We start from the raw sequence: 16060 nt of genomic DNA, 5'->3' as shown, positions 1-16060 counted from the left end.
CGCCGCCACTCCCCGTATGCGCCACTTCGTCGTCCACGGCCACGACGCCCCCACGACGGCCGACTTCGACCTCTCCGACCTCGCCGGCGGCGCGGGCCGCCTCGACGTCCTCTGTCGCTGCGTCGGCGCGGCCCTCTTCCTCTCGCACGGCGTCCGCGAGGACGTCCGCGTCAGCCTCGTCCTCGCCGACGAACTCACCGTCCGCTTCGAGGGGAGCGAGATTCGCTACCTCAACCCCGACGAGCGCAACATCGCCGGGATGCTCCGCAAAGCCATCGAGGCCAAATCGCGGGCCATCGGCCACCGCGAGGCCGCCCCCTCCCCCGGCGTCTACGTCTCGAAGCGCGGCTTCGAACCGACCGTCGAGGCCGCCGCGCGCGACGGCACCGTCGTCCAACTCCACGAAGACGGCGCGCCGCTCGCCGACGTCGAACCGCCCGCGGACCCCGTGTTCGTCCTCTCCGACCACCGCGACTTCACCGACGCCGAAGCGTCGCTCCTCGCCGACGCGAGCGACGAACGCGTCCGCGTCGGCCCCGAGGTCCTCCACGCCGACCACACGATTACCGTCGCCCACAACTACCTCGACACCGACGGCTACACGCACTACTGAGTCCGCCCTTTCGGAAGCGTTAAAGGCGACGCACCCCTTCGAAAAGGTGCGGGCCGGTGGGGTAGCTTGGTATCCTTCGGCCTTCGGGTGGCCGTAACCGCGATTCGAATTCGCGCCGGCCCACTTCCCGCATCCCTTTCCGGGTATCCATCAACAGATAGCGGCCGCTTCGGGCGGTCTGCGTGACGACCCGCCGCCGACGTGCGCGATGGTCGCTTCGCTTTCACGCCAGCGGAGCCGCCGGTCCGTATTCTCCGGGCGCGACGACGCGGACCCGAGTCACGCTGTCGGGATTTCGCGGCGGCGAGAAAAAACGCGAGTCAGCCCGTGGGGGCCGGTTCGTTCGTTACTGCGGGGTCGTCGAGGAGCTGATGATGGACGAGGAGCCGCCCGAGGACTGCCAGACGACCTGGACGTCGGCATCGGCGTCGAACGTCGAGTTCTCCTCTTCGTTGAGGCGGAGCGTATCGCCTGCGGTCACGGGGTCCGACCAACTCGAATTCACGACATTCTCTTCGGTTGTCACGTCATTGACGGTGACGTCTCCGACGGACACGGAGAGCGTGCTCGCTTCGATGGAGTCACCGCCTTGGTCGGTGATGTTCACCCATGCGTTTGTATCTTCACCGTCGCCGAAGGTATCGGCGGCGCTGTAGTCGTAGTTGAACGTCGCGCTAGGCGCATTGTTACCGACGTTGCTACCGAGGCCGAGGACGAAGGTGCCGATGACGGCGGCGAGGATGACCGTGATGGCGACCATCAGGATGACGCCGATGACGGGGGAGACGCCGCGGTCGTCGCTAAGGAATTGTTTCAGGTCCATTGGTGGTTAGTTGCTGGGGGCCGTCGAGGAACTGATGATCGACGAGGAGCCGCCGGATTCGGACGACCAGACGACCTGAATCGTCTCACCAGTCCACGAGGCGTTCGTGTTGTTACCGGCACTCTTTTCGAAAGTTGAGCTCGACCCGGCCGTCACGGTGTCCGGCCAATCATCAGTAGTGCCGTACGTCGCGTCGCCGTTTGAGACTTGGTTCTCTAATGTAGAACCAGTGATGCTGTCCCCGCCTTGGCTGGTAATCGTTACGGTCGCGTTAACGCCGCTGTCGCTATCTCCGAGACCGTACTCGTAGTTAAACGTCGCACTCGGCGCATTGTTGCCGACGTTGCTGCCGAGACCGAGGACGAAGGTACCGATGACGGCGGCGAGGATGACCGTGATGGCGACCATCAGGATGACGCCGATGACCGGCGAGACGCCGCGGTCGTCGTCGATGAGCTGTGTCAGTTTCATGGTGTGTGCGTCGGAGTGGCCGCAGAGGTCTTATGCACGCCCCGGTGACGTACGGGTGGGTCGGTGGAGTCCGTTCGTGGACTCCGTCGACATCTGCCTTCTGCGATGTTCCGACGTTGTTGAGTCGTCACTCTGCCGGACACTTAAACAGGACGGCCAAAACGAGCCGCGAGAGTCGGTGTCGGTGTCGGTGGGTCGGGTCCGGGGTGTGACGGTCGGCGCGCGTCTCGGCGTCGAGGGGCGCGAAAAACGGCCGCGAGCCCGCGGCGTCAGTTCGGCGTCGTCGAGGTGCTGATGATGGACGAGGAGCCACCCGAGGACTGCCAGATGACCCGGACGTCGGCATCGGCGTCGAACGGGTTCGTCGCCGCGCCGTTCTCCGTCAGCGTGAGCGTATCGCCGGCGCTGATGGTCGTGTCGTCCCAGCCGGTGGCGTCGACGTCGTCGCTACCGTCGGCGTCGCTCCCGGCCGCGTAGTACGTCGCGCCGCCGACGCTGACGCTCAGCGTCTCGGTCTCGATGGCGTCGCCGCCCTGGTCGGTTACCGTGATGACCTGGACGTCGCTCGCGGTACTGAAGTTCTCGTAGTCGTAGCTGAAGGTGGCGCTGGGTGCGTTGTTACCGACGTTGCTGCCGAGGCCGAGGACGAAGGTGCCGATGACGGCGGCGAGGATGACCGTGATGGCGACCATCAGGATGACGCCGATGACCGGCGAGACACCGCGGTCGTCGTCGAGGAGTGGTGTGAGTTGCATCGTGTTCCCTTTTGCGCCCCGCCCCGCCGCGGCGGCGTGCGGGCGTTGGTCGTCACTTGGTCACGGTCGGTATTTATCTGAATCGCCAATCCGGTCGCTGAACGACCGCGTCGTGGCGGTTTCTGCCGCTCGCGGACGTACCGGGTCGCCCGCGACTAGCCCTTCCGCTTTTAGTATCCGGCCACGAAGCCCCCGGTAGTGCAGTCAGACAACGGGGCCCGGGTCGCCGGCGCGATTACCGCGGGACTCGGCGCGACGTTCTTCTCCATCACCGTCTTCAACGCCGTCGAGAACGTCCTCGTGCGCGGCGACAGCGCGACCGTCTCCGTGCTGGAGTCCCTCCTCCCGGGTGCTGCCGAACTCGTCCTCGTCGGCCTCGGCGTGTGGATATACCGCTGCGAGGACTGTTCGCACGTCGCGCACTACGTGTTGGTGTCGATGGCGGCGGGCGCGACGTCGATTCTCGCCATCGCGCTCTGGGAGGCGTTCTTCCAGCAGTACCAACGCGGCTTCCAACCGCTCTACATCCTCACGAGCATGCTCGCCGCCGCGCTCGTCATCAGCGCCCTCCTCGGTCTCTACCTCTCGAAATACGCCCACGAACGCCGGCTCTCGCGGCGGCTCCACGACCGGTTCTCCGCGCTCTTCGAGAACGTCCCCGACCCGGTGTTCGGCGTCGTCTCCCGCGACGGCGCGCGTCGGGTCGAACTCGTCAACCCCGCCTTCGAGGCCGCCCTCGACGTCGATGAGGCGGACGTCGCCGGGCGGCCGCTCGCGGAGTTCGCGGTCGAGCACGACGACGGTACCGGGTCGCTCCCCCGCGAGACGCCGACCGACGCCGACTGGGTGGCGGCGTCGCTCACCTTCCGCACCCGCGGCGGCCAGCGCGAGTTCGTCCGCCTCGACTCGCCGCTCGTCGAGGAACCCGACGCCGAGCGCGACGTCGACGTCTACATCGACGTGACGGACGACCGCCAGCGCGAGGAGCGCCTCGACGTCCTCAGACGCGTCATCCGGCACAACCTCCGGAACAAGCTGACGATAATCTCCGGGAACGCGGACAGCCTCCGCGACCGGGACGTCGAGCAGTGCGGGGAACTGCTCGAACACCTCTCCGTGGCCGCCGACGACCTCGTCTCTCTCAGCGAGCGCGCCTACGAAATCGAGGCCGCGGTGGCGTCCGACGACGTCGAGACGCGCCCCCAGCCCGTCGGTTCGCTCGTCGAGGACGCGGTCGAGAGCGTCCGGGTTCGCCATCCCCACGCCGACTACGAGGTCGCCTGCCGCCCCGACCTGTTCGCCTCGGGGACGAGCGCGCTCGGCATGGCCATCGAGGCGCTCGTCGAGAACGCGGTGACGCACAACGACGCGGACGCGCCCGCCGTCCGCGTGACGGCCGCCCTCGACGACGACGGGTTCGTCGACGTCGCCGTCACGGACGACGGCCCGGGTATCGACCCGGCGACGCGCGAGCTCATCACGGGCGAGCGCGACCACGACCAGCTCGGTCACCTCGACGGCCTCGGGCTGTGGCTCGCGCAGTGGGCGGCGACGGACGCCGACGGCCGCCTCTCCTTCGAGGACTGCGAGACGGGGACGACCGTCCACCTCCGCGTCCCGCGGGCCGACCCGCCCGACGCCTGACTCGTCGTCGCGTCCGGGTGTCGCGCCCCCGGCGACCCCGCCCACGACCCGACACGAACGGCTTTTGTCTCTGCACCTGGAAATCTCGGCGGCATGTCCATCGCACGGTTCTTCGACCGGGTCGAGGGGGCCCGGTCGTCGCTGGTCGTGGTCAACCGCGACCAACCCCGGCCGGTCCAGCGGATGCTCTCGCGGCTCTTCGAGGACCAACCGGTCCACGTCGAGGAGTCCGCCATCCCGGACGGTGCACACGACGTCGTCCTCCTCGTGCGGGACGGCGACGTCGTCGCCACCTCGCCCCTCGAAGACGTGATGCAGTCGGTGTTGCTGGTGAACTCCGACCTGTTCTCGACGGGAGCGCGCACGCTCGCCGACGCCGAACTCCCGACCGTGCTCACCGAAATCGAGGAGACGCGCTTCGACGTCCGGGGCTACCCCGCCTCGGAGACGGACAAACTCCTGCTCATCGCCGTCTCGCGCGCCATCGAGCGCGACGCGTGGCTGTCTGGCGAGGGTCGGCTGCGTTCCGCCTTCCAGTACCTCTCGCGCATCCGCGACGAGTCCGGGACGCGCGCCGTCTACGACACGCTCGGCGACAGCGACCTCGACGTCCACGTCTACGGGGTCCCGGACTGGGTTCCGCCGGAGAGCGTCGGCGTGACGATTCACGGGGGGTACGGCTCCGACTTCCGCCGCGGGTGGTTCGTCGTCCACCATCGCCCGGACGGCGGCGGGTCGGCGCTCGCGGCCTATCGGACCGAGGAAAAACGCTGGACGGGGTTCTGGACGAGCCGCGACGACCTCGTCGACGACATCGCCGACTACGTCGCGTACACCCTCTGAGAGAGCGGGGGACGTATCCCCGTCCGCGCCCTCTCCTCGCCCATGACGGAGACGGACACGGAGACGGAGACGGACGCCGAGCGCGTCGCGGTCCCGGTGCCGACGGCGGACGCGGCCGCCGCGGAGCGCGACCGCGTCGTCGCGCGCGTCCGCGAGCACGCCGGTCGCCTCGCGCGCGAACTCGCGCGCCTCCAGGGCGGCGACTACGGCCGGCGGACCTTCCGCGTCGAGGGCGGCGAGTGGACGCTGAAGTACGAGGCGGGCGACCTCGACTTCCTCCGCTTCGAGGGGCGCGCCGGCCTCGACGTCTACGTCGTCTCGACGAAGACCGACCCCGAGATTCCCGACCTCGCGGCGGCGATGGACCACTACGAGGCGTTCGTCGCCGCCTTCGCGGACTACGTGGACTCGCTCGGCGGCGTCCTCGACGGCGTCCCCGAGACCGTCCCGGACGTCGCCTCGACGGGCGACGTCGCCGCGGAGCGCGACCGCCTCGTCTCGCGGATGCGCGAGGCCGCCGACCGGATGGCGGCCGAACTCCACCGCGTCGAACCCACGGAGTACGGGACGTTCGCGGCGACGGTCGAGGGGACGCGCTGGGAGCTCAAACGCGAGGCCGACCGGGCGAGCTACGTCCGCGCGGGCGGCGAGGGCGGCGTCTACCTCGTCTCGCAGTACGCGCCGCCGTCGCCCGGCGACGTCCGCACGTACGCGCCCGGCTTCCGGGGCTTCGTCGAGGCGTTCAACGCCGAGGTCGACGAACTCGGCGACGCCCTCGACGGCGTCGAACTCTGAGGTGTGCGGGGCGGCGTGTGCCGCCGTCGTGCGGGGAGACGTGCGACCGTCGTTCGGGGTCCGTGCGAGCGACGCGGAACCGAAACGGCGAGGGGGCCGGCCGCCGACTGCCCCCGTATGCCCGAGGACGCCGACGACGCGCTCGCGTGGGAGACGACGGCGAGCGACGTCGCCTACACCTGCCCGGGGTTCGACATCGTCCGCGACGAGGTCGTCCTCCCGGACGGCACCGAGAGCGACTACGACTACCTCGACGACGACCCCGCGGTCGTCGTCCTCCCCTTCACGCCCGACGGCGACGTCGTCGTCATCGAGGAGTGGCGACAGGCGGTCAAACGCGTCAACCGCGGGCTCCCCGCGGGCGGCGTCGAGACCGACGACGCCGACCTCACGGCCGCGGCGCGCCGCGAACTCGAAGAGGAGACGGGCTACGAGGCCGACAGCCTCCACGCGCTGACGACCGTCGAGCCCGCCAACGGCATCTCGAACGCCGTCCACCACCTCTTCGTCGCCGAGGGGTGTACGCCGACGGGCGAACGCGACCTCGACTTCAACGAGAGCATCCGCGTCGCGGAGACGACGCCCGACGCGCTCCGCGACGCCGTCCGGGAGGGGGCGTGTCGGGACGGGCGCACCGCGCTCGCCCTCCTCTACTACGAGGCCTTCGAGGCGTAGGCGGTCCTCGCGACGCGCGAGGCGTGTCTCGCGTCGTCGTCGTCGTCCGACTCGTCGCCCCCGCAGCGTCCGGGCGCGCGTCGCGTCGTCACCCGTGCCGTCCGGCGCGCGAGGCCTCCGCCGAACGCAACCCTTAGTGACGCGCTCCGTCCATCACCACTAATGAGAGACGTCTTCGAGATTCGCGCGCAGGACGCCGGCGGCCGCGTCGGCGACCTGCACGTCCCGCGGGCGGACGTGACCGTGGAGACGCCCGCGCTCCTCCCCGTCGTCAACCCGAACGTGATAACGGTCGACCCCGCCCGCTTCGACGAGTTCGGCGCGGAAATCCTCATCACGAACTCCTACATCATCAAGCGCGACGACGACCTCGCGGCGCGCGCCCGCGAGGAGGGTCTCCACGACCTGCTCGGCTTCGACGGCGCGATCATGACGGACTCGGGCTCCTTCCAGCTCTCCGAGTACGGCGAAATCGACACGGACACGGAGGAAATACTGCGCTTCCAACACGACATCGGGAGCGACATCGGGACGCCCGTGGACATCCCGACGCCACCCGACGTGGACCGAGAGCGCGCGGCGGACGAACTCCGAACCACCCAGGAGCGCCTCGAACTCGCGGAGACGGTAGACGTCGGCGACATGCTCGTGAACGCGCCCGTGCAGGGCTCGACGTACCCCGACCTCCGCGAGGAGGCGGGCGCGCACGCCTACGCGACGGACCTCGACGTCTTCCCGGTCGGCGCGGCGGTGCCGATGATGAACGACTATCGCTACGACGACGTTGCGCGCGCCGTCGCGGGCGCGAAACGCGGCCTCGGCGCCGACGCGCCCGTCCACCTCTTCGGCGCGGGCCACCCGATGATGTTCGCGCTCGCCGTCGCGCTGGGATGCGACCTCTTCGACTCCGCGGCGTACGCCCTCTACGCCCGCGACGACCGCTACCTCACCGTCCACGGCACCGAGCAGCTCGCGGACCTCCACCACTTCCCCTGCGCCTGCCCGATCTGCACCGAACACACCCCCGAGGAGGTGCGTCGGATGCCGGACGCGGCCCGCGAGGAACTGCTCGCCGAGCACAACCTCCACGTCTCGTTCACCGAACTCCGCCGGGTGAAGCAGGCGGTCCGCGACGGCGACCTGCTCGAACTCGTCGAGGCGCGCGCGCACGCCCACCCGCGGACGCTCGACGGCTATCGCGCCCTCCTCGACCACGCCGCGCAGTACGAGGCGAGCGACCCCGCGAGCAAGGACGCCTTCTTCTACGCCTCCGCGGAGTCCGCGCGCCGCCCCGAGGTCCTGCGCCACCGCGAGCGCCTCGCGCGCCTCTCCCCCGAGGGCCACGTCCTCCTCTCGGAGGGGCCGCGCCACGACGGCTACGACGAGTGCTGGCGCGTGAAAGCGCCGTTCGGCCCGTATCCCGCCGCGCTCTCCGAGGTCTACCCGCTCACCGCGGAGACGCCGTCGAACATGGACCGCGAGGGGTACGAGGCGGCCGCGAAGGGCGTCGCGCGCCTCGCCGGCGAACACCCGGACGCCGACTTCACGCTCGCCCACGAGTCGTGGCCGGCGGACGCCCTCGACTACGTCCCGCCGCGCGTCGAGACACTCGACCTCGGCGAGGACCGACTGACGGGTCCCGACGGCGACGAGACCTGAGGGGCCCGCCGCACCCGTTGTCCCCGACGCGCACCTGCCGTTCCGCCACCCCGCCGCACCCGTCGCACCCGACGCGCACCTGCCGTTCCGCCACCCCGCCGCACCCGGCGTCCCGTCCCGCCGGCGCGCTAAGGCAAGACCCTTCTCGGTTCGACCCCGACGTTCGCCAATGACCGACTACTTCGAAGTCCATCGCCGGGACGCGGCGGCCCGCATCGGCGAGTTGCGCCTCGCCGACCCCGTCACGACGCCGTGTCTGGCGGACGACGTCGTGACGGACGCGGGGAGCCTCTGGAACGCGGAGCGCGAGGTCCCCGAGGGCGACGAGTCGCGGGTGACCATCCTCCCCCACCGGGGGTTCCCGCGCGGGACCGCAGCGGAGGTCCAGGAGTCCTTCGCGGTCGAGCATCCCGACGTCGACTACCCGAGCGGTGCCGTCGTCTCGCCCGACACCGCGGCGAACCACGGCGCGGACGTCTACGTCGTCTCGGGCGCGCCGGGGTTCGTCGGCCACGCGAGCTCGTTCCGCGACGCCGTCATCGACGTCCGCGAGGCCGTCCCGGACGACACCGCGCTCTACCTCTCCGGGGTCGCCACGCCGTCGAACGTCGCCACGCTCGTCTCCGCGGGCGTCGACCTCGTGGACGGCGACCGCGCGGTCGTCCGCGGGACGCAGGGGCGCTACCTCACGACGGAGGGCGAGCACGACCTCGCCGACCTCGACGAACTCCCCTGTGCGTGCCCGGCGTGCCAACAGCCGCTCGCCGAGTTCGACCGCGAGGACTGCGTCGAGCACAACGTCAACGCCCTCGAGGCCGAACTCGCGCGGGTCCGCGGGCGCATCCGACAGGGCCGCCTCCGCGACTACGTCGAGGGCCAGGCGCGCCACGAGGCGTGGACGACCGCGGCCTTCCGCGAGTTCGACCAGCAGTGGGGGTACGTCGAGGAGCGGACGCCAGTCGAGCGCGACAGCCTCCTCCTCGCGGCGAGCGAGGACACCCTCCGGCGCGTCGAGATACAGCGCTTCGCCGAGCGCGTCACCGCGCGCTACACGCCGCGCCTCGACGACTATCCCCTCCTCCTCGTGCCCTGCTCGGCGCGCAAACCCTACTCGGACTCCCAGAGCCACCGGCAGTTCCAGGACGCCGCGAGCTACCGCGGCCACGTCGTCTCGATGACCTCGCCCATCGGCGTCGTCCCGACCGAACTCGAACTCACCTACCCCGCCCAGCACTACGACTCGGTCGTGACGGGCCGGTGGACGGAGAACGAACTCGACTTCGTGACGTCGGTCCTCGAACGCTACCTCGACCGGACGGACTACCCGCGCATCGTCGCGCACGTCCCCGACGAGGGCTACCGGGAGATAGTCGAGCGCGCGACCGCGGGACGCGACATCCCCGTCACGTACACCGTCGAGGACCACCCGACGACGGACGAGTCCCTCGGCGAACTGAACGCCGCCCTCCAGGGCGAGGACCAGATTTGGGTGCAAGAACGCGAGGCCGCCACGCTCCGCGCCGTCGCGGACTACCAGTTCGGCGAGGGCGCGGGCGACGTCCTCTTCGCCCCGGACGACTTCGAGTTGCAGGGCCGCTATCCGAAACTGCAGGCGCTCGACGGCGACGGCGAGCAGCTCGCGGCGCTCGTCCCGCAGTACGGCACGCTCTCGCTCTCGCTCGCGGGCGCGCGAAAGTGGGCGGCGAGCGACGTGCCGACGAAGCGCGTCGAGATCGACTCGTTCGTCCCGCGCGGGAACGTCCTCGCGCCGGGCGTCGTCGAGGCGGACGACGCGATTCGGCCGGGCGACGAGGTCGTCGTTGAGGGCCCCGCGGCGTTCGCGGTGGGGCGCGCGACCGTCCACGGGTCGGCGATGGCGGACGCGACGCGCGGCGTCGTCGTCGACGTCCGACACAGCGAGGAGACGTGACGCGATGACGCACCCGATCCCGGCGGCCGCGTGCGAGGGCGCGGACGTCGACCCCGCGACGCTCGACGCGCTCCTCGGGCGCGTCGCGGACTACTTCCGCGGGAAGGAGCGCGCGCTCGAACGCCGGTACGAGTGCGCGATCACGGCGACGGACGGGGTCGTCCTGTTCGCGGACGCGGCCTTCTGGGAGCGGACGGGCGAGGCGCTGGGGTTCGACGAGACGGAGACGACGGCGGTCGAACGCGCCCACGAGGCCACCCTCTTGCTCGCGGGCGACCGCGCGGACCGCCTCGCGGAGTTCGAGACGGCGCTCGACGTGCGAACGGCGGTCGTCCTCGGCCGCTGAGCTCGGACGCTGCGCGCTACGCGAGCCGCGAGGTGAGGACGCCCTCGTGGGCGATGGCGAGCGTTCCGAGGATGCTCATGACGAGCACGTAGCCGACGGCGAACGGCGGGACGACTTCGTTGATGGCGGGGACGACGCTCGCCGCGGCCAGCGTCGCCACGATGAGCGAGAACTCCCCGCGCGCGAGGAGCCCGATGCCGACGCGCGCGGAGCGCCGGGCGTCGAGGCCGGTGAGTCGCCCGCCCGCGTAGCCGCTGGCGAGTTTGCTCGCGGTCGTGGCGAGCGCGCCGACCGCGACGAGGAGCGCGACGCCCGCGACGACGCGGAGGTCGGTGTCGAGGCCGATGGCGAAGAAGAAAACGGCGGCGAAGACGTCGCGCAGCGGCATCACGAGGTGCTCGATGCGCTCGACGAGCTCCGTCGTGCTGAACGCGGTGCCGACGAAGAAGGCGGCGACCGCCTCGCTGACGCCGACGGAGAGCGCGAGCGCGCCGACCGCGACGGCGACGCCGACGACACGGAGGACGAAGAGCTCGTCCGGGCCGACGTCGAAGGCGCGCTCGACGTGGTCGCTTCCGTAGTAGGCAACGAGGGCGAGGACGGCGAGGAAGCAAAAGGAGCCGGCGACGCTGAGCGCCGCGCCGCGGAGCGTGCCGCCGCCGACGATTGCGGCGAGCACGGCGAGGTAGACGGCGACGATGATGTCCTCGACGACGAGCGTCCCGAGGATCGTGCGGCTCTCGGGGTTCGCGAGCCAGCCGGCGTCCGTCAGCGACTTCGTGACGATGGCGCTGGAGGAGACGAAGACGATGCCGACGACGAACACCGCGCCGAGCGGGCCGAGACCGAAGGCGTACGCGAGCGCGACGCCGACCGCTCCGTTGACGAGGAAGTCGACGCCGCCGAGGAGCGCGAGCTCGCGGCCCTTCGAGAGGAGGTAGCCGATGTCGAACTCCAGCCCGAGGAAGAACAACAGGAGGACGATGCCGAGTTCGGCGGCGGTGGTGACGAACTCCCCGTGGGTCACGAGCGCGAGCGAGACGCCCGCGACCTCCGTCGGGACGTACGGGCCGACGGCGACGCCCGCGAGGATGTACGCGGGGATGACGGACTGCCCGAGGCGGTGGGCGAGCGCGCCGGCGAGCGCGAGCGCGAGGAACGCGACCCCGGTCTCGAAGAGGACGCCCGCCATCCTACGCCGTCTCGCTCCCGTCGTCGCTCCCGCCCTCGCCCGCGGCGACGAGCGACTGGAGGGCCTTCTGCTCGTCGCGCGAGCCGATGGCGACGAGGATGTCGCCGGGTTCGAGGACGGTGTCCGCGCCCGGGTTGGCGAGCGTCTCCGCGCCGCGCTGGACGGCCGCGACGGTCGCCCCCGTCTCCGCCCGGATGCCCGCGTCGGACAGCGTCTCGCCCGCGACCGGGGAGTCGGCGGGCACCTCCACCCACTCCATGATCGCGTCGCCGAGCGGGACGTCGACGTCGTCGAGGTCGAGCGGCTGGAAGTCGGCCGCCTGCAGGACGCTCGCGGCCTCGCGCGCCGCCGCCGCGTCGAGGTCGAAGAGCTTCTCCGCGTCCGCGTCGGGGCCCTCCCGCCGGTAGACCTCCCGGCGGCCGTCGTGGTGGACGATGACGACGAAGCGCGTCTCCCCGCCCGCCGGCACCTCGTACTGTTTGCCGACGCCCGGGACGTCGACCTCGTGGATGACCATGCGCGCCCCCACGCCCGGGCCGGTCAAGAAACCCATCGAATCGGCGTGCCCTCGCCCGTCCGCGCCCTCGGAACGCCGCGCCTGCGGCCGGTTCGATGGAGTTTACCCCGCCGACCGCCGAGCGACACGTATGGAACGTGACGCGTTCGTCAGCGGGGCCCGCGACGCCGTCCCGATGCTCCTCGGCATCGTCCCCTTCGGTCTCGTCACCGGCGTCGCGTCCGCCGACGCCGGCCTGACGCTCGCTCAATCGCTCGGGCTCTCCGCGTTCGTCTTCGCCGGCGCGTCCCAGCTCGCCGCGCTCTCCCTCGTCGAGCAGGGCAGCGCCTTCCTCGCCGTCGTCGCCACCGCCGTCGCCGTCAACCTCCGAATGGGCGTCTACTCCGCGTCCATCGCGCCCTACTTCGAGGAGTACGCCGCCCGCTGGCGCGCACTCCTCGCCTTCCTCCTCATCGACGAGGCCTACGCCATCTCCCTCGCCACCTACCGCGAGCGCGACGTCGACCCCCGCTGGTACTACGTCGGCGTCGCGGGCGCGCTCTGGGTCGTCTGGCAACTCGCCATCGCCACCGGCGTGCTCGTCGGCGCGGACGTCCCGCCGTCGTGGGGGCTCGACTTCGCCGTGCCGCTCGTCTTCCTCGCCCTCCTCGTCCCCACCATCGAGGGCGTCCCGCACGCCGCCGCGGCGGTCGTCGCCGCCGCCATCGCCGTCTACGGTGCGGGCTGGCCGTTCAACGCCGGCCTGCTCGTCGGCGCGCTCGCCGGCATCCTCACCGGGTTCGTCGTCGCGGGGTGGCGACGATGACGACGTACGACGCCCTCACGACGTGGGCGCTCATCGCCGCCATCGCCGTCCCGACGTTCCTCGTCCGCTTCTCCTTCATCGGCCTCCTCGGACGCGTCGGCGGCGTCCCCGACTGGGCGGAGCGCGCGCTCGCGTTCGTCCCCGCCGCCGTCCTCGCCGCCCTCGTCGTCCCCGACGTCGTGACGCTCCACGCCACCGTCGCCGCCACGCTCGCCCAGGAGAAGGTCGTCGCGGGCGTCGTCGCCGCCGGCGTCGCCTACTACACCGAGAACGTCCTCGCCACCATCGCCGTCGGGATGGCCGTCCTCTGGACGATTCGATTCGGCCTCCCGCTCGCGGGGGTCGCGTGAACCGGCCTCGCCCCCGCCCCCGCGCCCTCCTCGCCCCGGTCGCACTCGCGCTCGCGTTCGCCGTCGCCGCCCTCCTCCCCGGCGCGGGCGCGCCCGCGACCGGCGGCCTCCCGTGGGACAAACTCCTGCACGCCGCGGGGTGCGCGGCGCTCGTCGTCGCCGGCGCGTGGGCCCTCCGCCGCGACGACACCCGCGCGCTCCTCGCGCTCGCCGTCCTCGCGTCGCTCTACGGCGGCGGCGTCGAACTCGCACAGGCGTTCGTCCCCGGCCGGGACCCCTCGCTCCTCGACTTCGCCGCCGACGCCGCCGGCGCGTGCCTCGGCGCGCTCGCCGTCCGCCTCCGCCGTGTGTTCGAACGCCCGTGACGGCTTGGGAGAGTGGGGCGTTCGCTTCATCGTCGCCCCTTTCGGGGCCGACGCTACTCACGCCTCTCTGGCGTTCGGCGTTCGTTCTCCGTGGTGCCTCGCTATCGCTCGGCACCACGCTACCCCCAATCCGGGTCCTTCACCGCCCGCTCGTTCTCGGGGCCGTCGCGGGCCGCGAGGCGTTCCTCGACCGCCTCGAAGAAGTCGCTGGCGACGCGCGCGACCGTCGACTCGACGGCGCGCCGGCCGTACGTGGCGAGTCGTCCCTCTACGTCCGCCTCGGCGCGCCACGTCACGACACAGCCCGCCTCGCGCTCTTCGAGGGTGAGGGTCGCGTCCATCGCCGCGTCGACGGCGTCGCCGCCGATGTCGCCCTCGATGGCCATGTCCGGGTAGTCGCGCTCCGTGACCGCCACGTCCACGTCGATGTCGACGCCGACCCCGGCGACGGCCGCGCCGACCGCCGCGTCGTAGCGTTCGCCGGGCGTGACCGTCCGCGCGTCGCGCGTCGCGTCGTCCGCGGCGAGCAGGTGCGCGAGCGACCCCGCGGGGAGGTCGCGGCCGTCCGCGGGTTCGAGCGCCGTACACCCCGGGAGACACTCGCGCGTCGTCACCGGATCGGAGAGCGCGACCCAGACGGGCCCGGGGGCGGCCGCGAACTCGTGTTCGACCGTCACCGCTGTCGGCATCGACTCGGACATACCCGAGGGTCGCCCGCCGCCCGCGTAAGCGTTGTCGCCGTCCCGAACCCCGGCCGACCGCGGGGGTTTTACGCGCGCCCGGGCTTCTACGTGGTAATGAGCAAGCCGTCCCCCGAAGTGTACGAGCAGGGGCGCGGGATGGACGCGCACAACCAGGTGATGCGCGAACTCCGCGCCGAGAAGGGGAACAAGGAGTACGACCCCCACGAGCCGACGCGCGTCTGGCTCGACGAGGACAACACGCCCGACGGCGTCTACCAGAGCCTCACCATCATCCTCAACACCGGCGGCTGCCGGTGGGCGCGCGCCGGCGGCTGCACCATGTGCGGCTACGTCGCCGAATCCGTCGAGGGCGGGAGCGTCGGCCACGACGCCCTCATGGACCAGATCCAGGCCTGCCTCGACCACGAGGCCGAGGAGGCCGACGACGAATCGGGGCTCGTGAAGATCTACACTTCCGGGTCGTTCCTCGACGAACGCGAGGTGCCCGCGGAGACCCGCCAGGCCATCGCGGACGTCTTCGCCGACCGCGAGCGCATCGTCGTCGAGAGCCTCCCGGACTTCGTGGAGGCCGAGCGCGTCTCCGACTTCACGGACGTCGGCCTCGAAACCGACGTCGCCGTCGGCCTGGAGACCGCGACCGACCGCGTGCGCCACGACTGCGTGAACAAGTACTTCGACTTCGCGGACTTCGAGGACGCGGCTCGTGAGGCGCGCTCCGTCGGCGCGGGCATCAAGGCCTACCTCCTGATGAAGCCGCCCTTCCTCTCCGAGTCCGAGGCCGTCGCCGACATGAAGGACTCCATCGCGCGCTGTGCGGCCGTCGAGGGCTGTCACACCGTCTCGATGAACCCCACGAACGTCCAGCGCTACACGATGGTCGACCAACTCCACTTCCGCGGGGGGTACCGCCCGCCGTGGCTCTGGTCCGTCGCCGAGGTCCTGGAGGACACCGCCGACGAGGACGTCATCGTCGTCTCCGATCCCGTCGGGAACGGCTCCGACCGCGGCCCGCACAACTGCGGCGAGTGCGACGACCTCGTCTACGAGGCCATCAAGGACTTCGACCTCCGACAGGATCCCTCCGTGTTCGACGAGGTGTCCTGCGAGTGCGAGGCGACCCACGAGGTCGTCCTCGAACGCGAGACGAGCTACAACCTCCCGCTCGCCGAATAAACGCGGCTCTGGGCGACGCGACGCACCGTGACGTACGAACGGGCAACGCGGTGCCCCGCTCCGAGGCCGCGACGCACCGCGACGCCGCGACGCGGCCCCAAGCCGTATCCGCGTCCCCCCGCTCTCACGGCCATGCACGCCCGTCGCGCCCTCCTCGGCGACCCCGCGGCCCGCCCGGAGTGCGCGCTCGCTGCTCTCGTCGCCACCGTCGCCGCCGTGCCGCTCCACTTCTTCTGGCTCCGCGACGCCGCGTTCTACGTCTTCGGCGACCTCCCGTTCGCCACCGCCGCCCTCGCGCTCGCGTTCGCCGTCGTCGTCGGCTACTACGGCGACGGCGGCCTCCTCGCGGTCCTCACCGCGATCGGTCCCACGGTCGCCGTCGCAACGACGTTCCCTCGTT

General features: G+C 71.3%; 18 protein-coding genes and 1 tRNA gene. 13 read left to right on the top strand and 6 right to left on the bottom strand.

Annotation, left to right across the window (positions count from 1 at the left end; genetic code table 11):
* Nucleotides 1–16: 16 nt before the first annotated feature.
* Together trmY and IEX84_RS02030 are read left to right on the top strand one after the other, a co-directional pair.
* Nucleotides 17–613, top strand: a complete 597-nt coding sequence (trmY, locus tag IEX84_RS02035) for a tRNA (pseudouridine(54)-N(1))-methyltransferase TrmY (protein WP_188869304.1) — start codon at nucleotides 17–19, stop codon at nucleotides 611–613.
* 50 nt (nucleotides 614–663) lie between these two features.
* A tRNA-Pro gene (locus IEX84_RS02030) sits at nucleotides 664–736 on the top strand.
* A gap of 223 nt (nucleotides 737–959) precedes the next feature.
* On the opposite strand, the gene IEX84_RS02025 is transcribed toward IEX84_RS02030, so the two are convergent.
* The 3 genes from IEX84_RS02025 to IEX84_RS02015 all read right to left on the bottom strand — a co-directional run bounded on the left by IEX84_RS02025 (nucleotide 960) and on the right by IEX84_RS02015 (nucleotide 2662).
* Nucleotides 960–1436, bottom strand: a complete 477-nt coding sequence (locus IEX84_RS02025; RefSeq protein WP_188869303.1) for a type IV pilin — start codon at nucleotides 1434–1436, stop codon at nucleotides 960–962.
* Nucleotides 1437–1442: 6 nt separating this feature from the next.
* Nucleotides 1443–1907: a type IV pilin gene (locus IEX84_RS02020; protein ID WP_188869302.1), complete on the bottom strand. Its 465-nt coding sequence runs from the start codon at nucleotides 1905–1907 to the stop codon at nucleotides 1443–1445.
* A gap of 269 nt (nucleotides 1908–2176) precedes the next feature.
* Nucleotides 2177–2662, bottom strand: a complete 486-nt coding sequence (locus tag IEX84_RS02015) for a type IV pilin (protein WP_188869301.1) — start codon at nucleotides 2660–2662, stop codon at nucleotides 2177–2179.
* A gap of 198 nt (nucleotides 2663–2860) precedes the next feature.
* Between IEX84_RS02015 and IEX84_RS02010 the strand changes: the two genes are divergently transcribed.
* From IEX84_RS02010 to IEX84_RS01980, 7 genes are all read left to right on the top strand, one after another.
* Nucleotides 2861–4306, top strand: coding sequence for a sensor histidine kinase (locus tag IEX84_RS02010; RefSeq protein WP_188869300.1), 1446 nt, complete (start codon nucleotides 2861–2863; stop codon nucleotides 4304–4306).
* A gap of 93 nt (nucleotides 4307–4399) precedes the next feature.
* Nucleotides 4400–5149, top strand: coding sequence for a histidine kinase (locus IEX84_RS02005; RefSeq protein ID WP_188869299.1), 750 nt, complete (start codon nucleotides 4400–4402; stop codon nucleotides 5147–5149).
* 42 nt (nucleotides 5150–5191) lie between these two features.
* Complete coding sequence (locus IEX84_RS02000; protein WP_229732286.1) at nucleotides 5192–5944, top strand: hypothetical protein; 753 nt, start codon at nucleotides 5192–5194, stop codon at nucleotides 5942–5944.
* 117 nt (nucleotides 5945–6061) lie between these two features.
* Nucleotides 6062–6619, top strand: a complete 558-nt coding sequence (locus IEX84_RS01995) for an NUDIX hydrolase (RefSeq protein WP_188869298.1) — start codon at nucleotides 6062–6064, stop codon at nucleotides 6617–6619.
* A gap of 162 nt (nucleotides 6620–6781) precedes the next feature.
* Nucleotides 6782–8278 (top strand): tRNA guanosine(15) transglycosylase TgtA, encoded by a 1497-nt coding sequence (gene tgtA / locus IEX84_RS01990; RefSeq protein WP_188869297.1) that lies wholly within the window; start codon nucleotides 6782–6784, stop codon nucleotides 8276–8278.
* Nucleotides 8279–8447: 169 nt separating this feature from the next.
* A complete protein-coding gene (gene arcS, locus IEX84_RS01985; protein ID WP_188869296.1) occupies nucleotides 8448–10208 on the top strand; it encodes an archaeosine synthase subunit alpha in 1761 nt (586 codons plus the stop codon).
* 4 nt (nucleotides 10209–10212) lie between these two features.
* Nucleotides 10213–10554 (top strand): hypothetical protein, encoded by a 342-nt coding sequence (locus IEX84_RS01980; protein WP_188869295.1) that lies wholly within the window; start codon nucleotides 10213–10215, stop codon nucleotides 10552–10554.
* A gap of 16 nt (nucleotides 10555–10570) precedes the next feature.
* Here IEX84_RS01980 and IEX84_RS01975 read toward each other — a convergent pair whose 3' ends face one another.
* Nucleotides 10571–11746 carry a cation:proton antiporter gene (locus IEX84_RS01975; RefSeq protein WP_188869294.1) on the bottom strand — a complete coding sequence of 392 codons (1176 nt, stop codon included), beginning with the start codon at nucleotides 11744–11746 and terminating at the stop codon, nucleotides 10571–10573.
* 1 nt (nucleotide 11747) lies between these two features.
* Complete coding sequence (locus IEX84_RS01970) at nucleotides 11748–12263, bottom strand: cation:proton antiporter regulatory subunit (RefSeq protein WP_188869293.1); 516 nt, start codon at nucleotides 12261–12263, stop codon at nucleotides 11748–11750.
* 130 nt (nucleotides 12264–12393) lie between these two features.
* Between IEX84_RS01970 and IEX84_RS01965 the strand changes: the two genes are divergently transcribed.
* From IEX84_RS01965 to IEX84_RS01955, 3 genes are read left to right on the top strand one after another with little or no spacing between them, the layout of a single operon-like run.
* Complete coding sequence (locus IEX84_RS01965; RefSeq protein WP_188869292.1) at nucleotides 12394–13068, top strand: AzlC family ABC transporter permease; 675 nt, start codon at nucleotides 12394–12396, stop codon at nucleotides 13066–13068.
* The gene (locus tag IEX84_RS01960) at nucleotides 13065–13418 is read left to right on the top strand and encodes an AzlD domain-containing protein (RefSeq protein WP_188869291.1); all 354 of its coding nucleotides are present in this window, start codon (nucleotides 13065–13067) and stop codon (nucleotides 13416–13418) included. The genes IEX84_RS01965 and IEX84_RS01960 overlap by 4 nt, the downstream gene beginning before the upstream one ends.
* Nucleotides 13415–13783, top strand: coding sequence for a VanZ family protein (locus tag IEX84_RS01955; protein WP_188869290.1), 369 nt, complete (start codon nucleotides 13415–13417; stop codon nucleotides 13781–13783). The genes IEX84_RS01960 and IEX84_RS01955 overlap by 4 nt, the downstream gene beginning before the upstream one ends.
* A 119-nt stretch (nucleotides 13784–13902) precedes the next feature.
* On the opposite strand, the gene IEX84_RS01950 is transcribed toward IEX84_RS01955, so the two are convergent.
* On the bottom strand, nucleotides 13903–14484 hold the full coding sequence (locus IEX84_RS01950; protein WP_188869289.1) for a CoxG family protein: 582 nt from the start codon (nucleotides 14482–14484) through the stop codon (nucleotides 13903–13905).
* A 96-nt stretch (nucleotides 14485–14580) separates the two neighbouring features.
* Here IEX84_RS01950 and IEX84_RS01945 point away from each other — a divergent pair, with 96 nt between their 5' ends.
* The gene (locus IEX84_RS01945) at nucleotides 14581–15660 is read left to right on the top strand and encodes an archaeosine biosynthesis radical SAM protein RaSEA (protein ID WP_188869288.1); all 1080 of its coding nucleotides are present in this window, start codon (nucleotides 14581–14583) and stop codon (nucleotides 15658–15660) included.
* Nucleotides 15661–16060 lie beyond the last annotated feature (400 nt).

Source organism: Halarchaeum rubridurum (assembly GCF_014647115.1).
Taxonomy (GTDB): domain Archaea; phylum Halobacteriota; class Halobacteria; order Halobacteriales; family Halobacteriaceae; genus Halarchaeum; species Halarchaeum rubridurum.
Note: the sequence above shows the minus strand (reverse complement) of the source record. Positions and strands in the feature narration are given on the sequence as shown.

Excerpts from the sequence above, each read along its gene's own strand:
- trmY (WP_188869304.1), top strand. The coding sequence starts at position 17 with ATGCGCCACTTCGTCGTCCACGGCCACGACGCCCCCACGACGGCCGAC.
- IEX84_RS02025 (WP_188869303.1), bottom strand. The coding sequence starts at position 1,436 with ATGGACCTGAAACAATTCCTTAGCGACGACCGCGGCGTCTCCCCCGTC.
- IEX84_RS02020 (WP_188869302.1), bottom strand. The coding sequence starts at position 1,907 with ATGAAACTGACACAGCTCATCGACGACGACCGCGGCGTCTCGCCGGTC.
- IEX84_RS02015 (WP_188869301.1), bottom strand. The coding sequence starts at position 2,662 with ATGCAACTCACACCACTCCTCGACGACGACCGCGGTGTCTCGCCGGTC.
- IEX84_RS02005 (WP_188869299.1), top strand. The coding sequence starts at position 4,400 with ATGTCCATCGCACGGTTCTTCGACCGGGTCGAGGGGGCCCGGTCGTCG.
- IEX84_RS02000 (WP_229732286.1), top strand. The coding sequence starts at position 5,192 with ATGACGGAGACGGACACGGAGACGGAGACGGACGCCGAGCGCGTCGCG.
- IEX84_RS01995 (WP_188869298.1), top strand. The coding sequence starts at position 6,062 with ATGCCCGAGGACGCCGACGACGCGCTCGCGTGGGAGACGACGGCGAGC.
- tgtA (WP_188869297.1), top strand. The coding sequence starts at position 6,782 with ATGAGAGACGTCTTCGAGATTCGCGCGCAGGACGCCGGCGGCCGCGTC.
- arcS (WP_188869296.1), top strand. The coding sequence starts at position 8,448 with ATGACCGACTACTTCGAAGTCCATCGCCGGGACGCGGCGGCCCGCATC.
- IEX84_RS01980 (WP_188869295.1), top strand. The coding sequence starts at position 10,213 with ATGACGCACCCGATCCCGGCGGCCGCGTGCGAGGGCGCGGACGTCGAC.
- IEX84_RS01975 (WP_188869294.1), bottom strand. The coding sequence starts at position 11,746 with ATGGCGGGCGTCCTCTTCGAGACCGGGGTCGCGTTCCTCGCGCTCGCG.
- IEX84_RS01970 (WP_188869293.1), bottom strand. The coding sequence starts at position 12,263 with ATGGTCATCCACGAGGTCGACGTCCCGGGCGTCGGCAAACAGTACGAG.
- IEX84_RS01965 (WP_188869292.1), top strand. The coding sequence starts at position 12,394 with ATGGAACGTGACGCGTTCGTCAGCGGGGCCCGCGACGCCGTCCCGATG.
- IEX84_RS01960 (WP_188869291.1), top strand. The coding sequence starts at position 13,065 with ATGACGACGTACGACGCCCTCACGACGTGGGCGCTCATCGCCGCCATC.
- IEX84_RS01950 (WP_188869289.1), bottom strand. The coding sequence starts at position 14,484 with ATGTCCGAGTCGATGCCGACAGCGGTGACGGTCGAACACGAGTTCGCG.
- IEX84_RS01945 (WP_188869288.1), top strand. The coding sequence starts at position 14,581 with ATGAGCAAGCCGTCCCCCGAAGTGTACGAGCAGGGGCGCGGGATGGAC.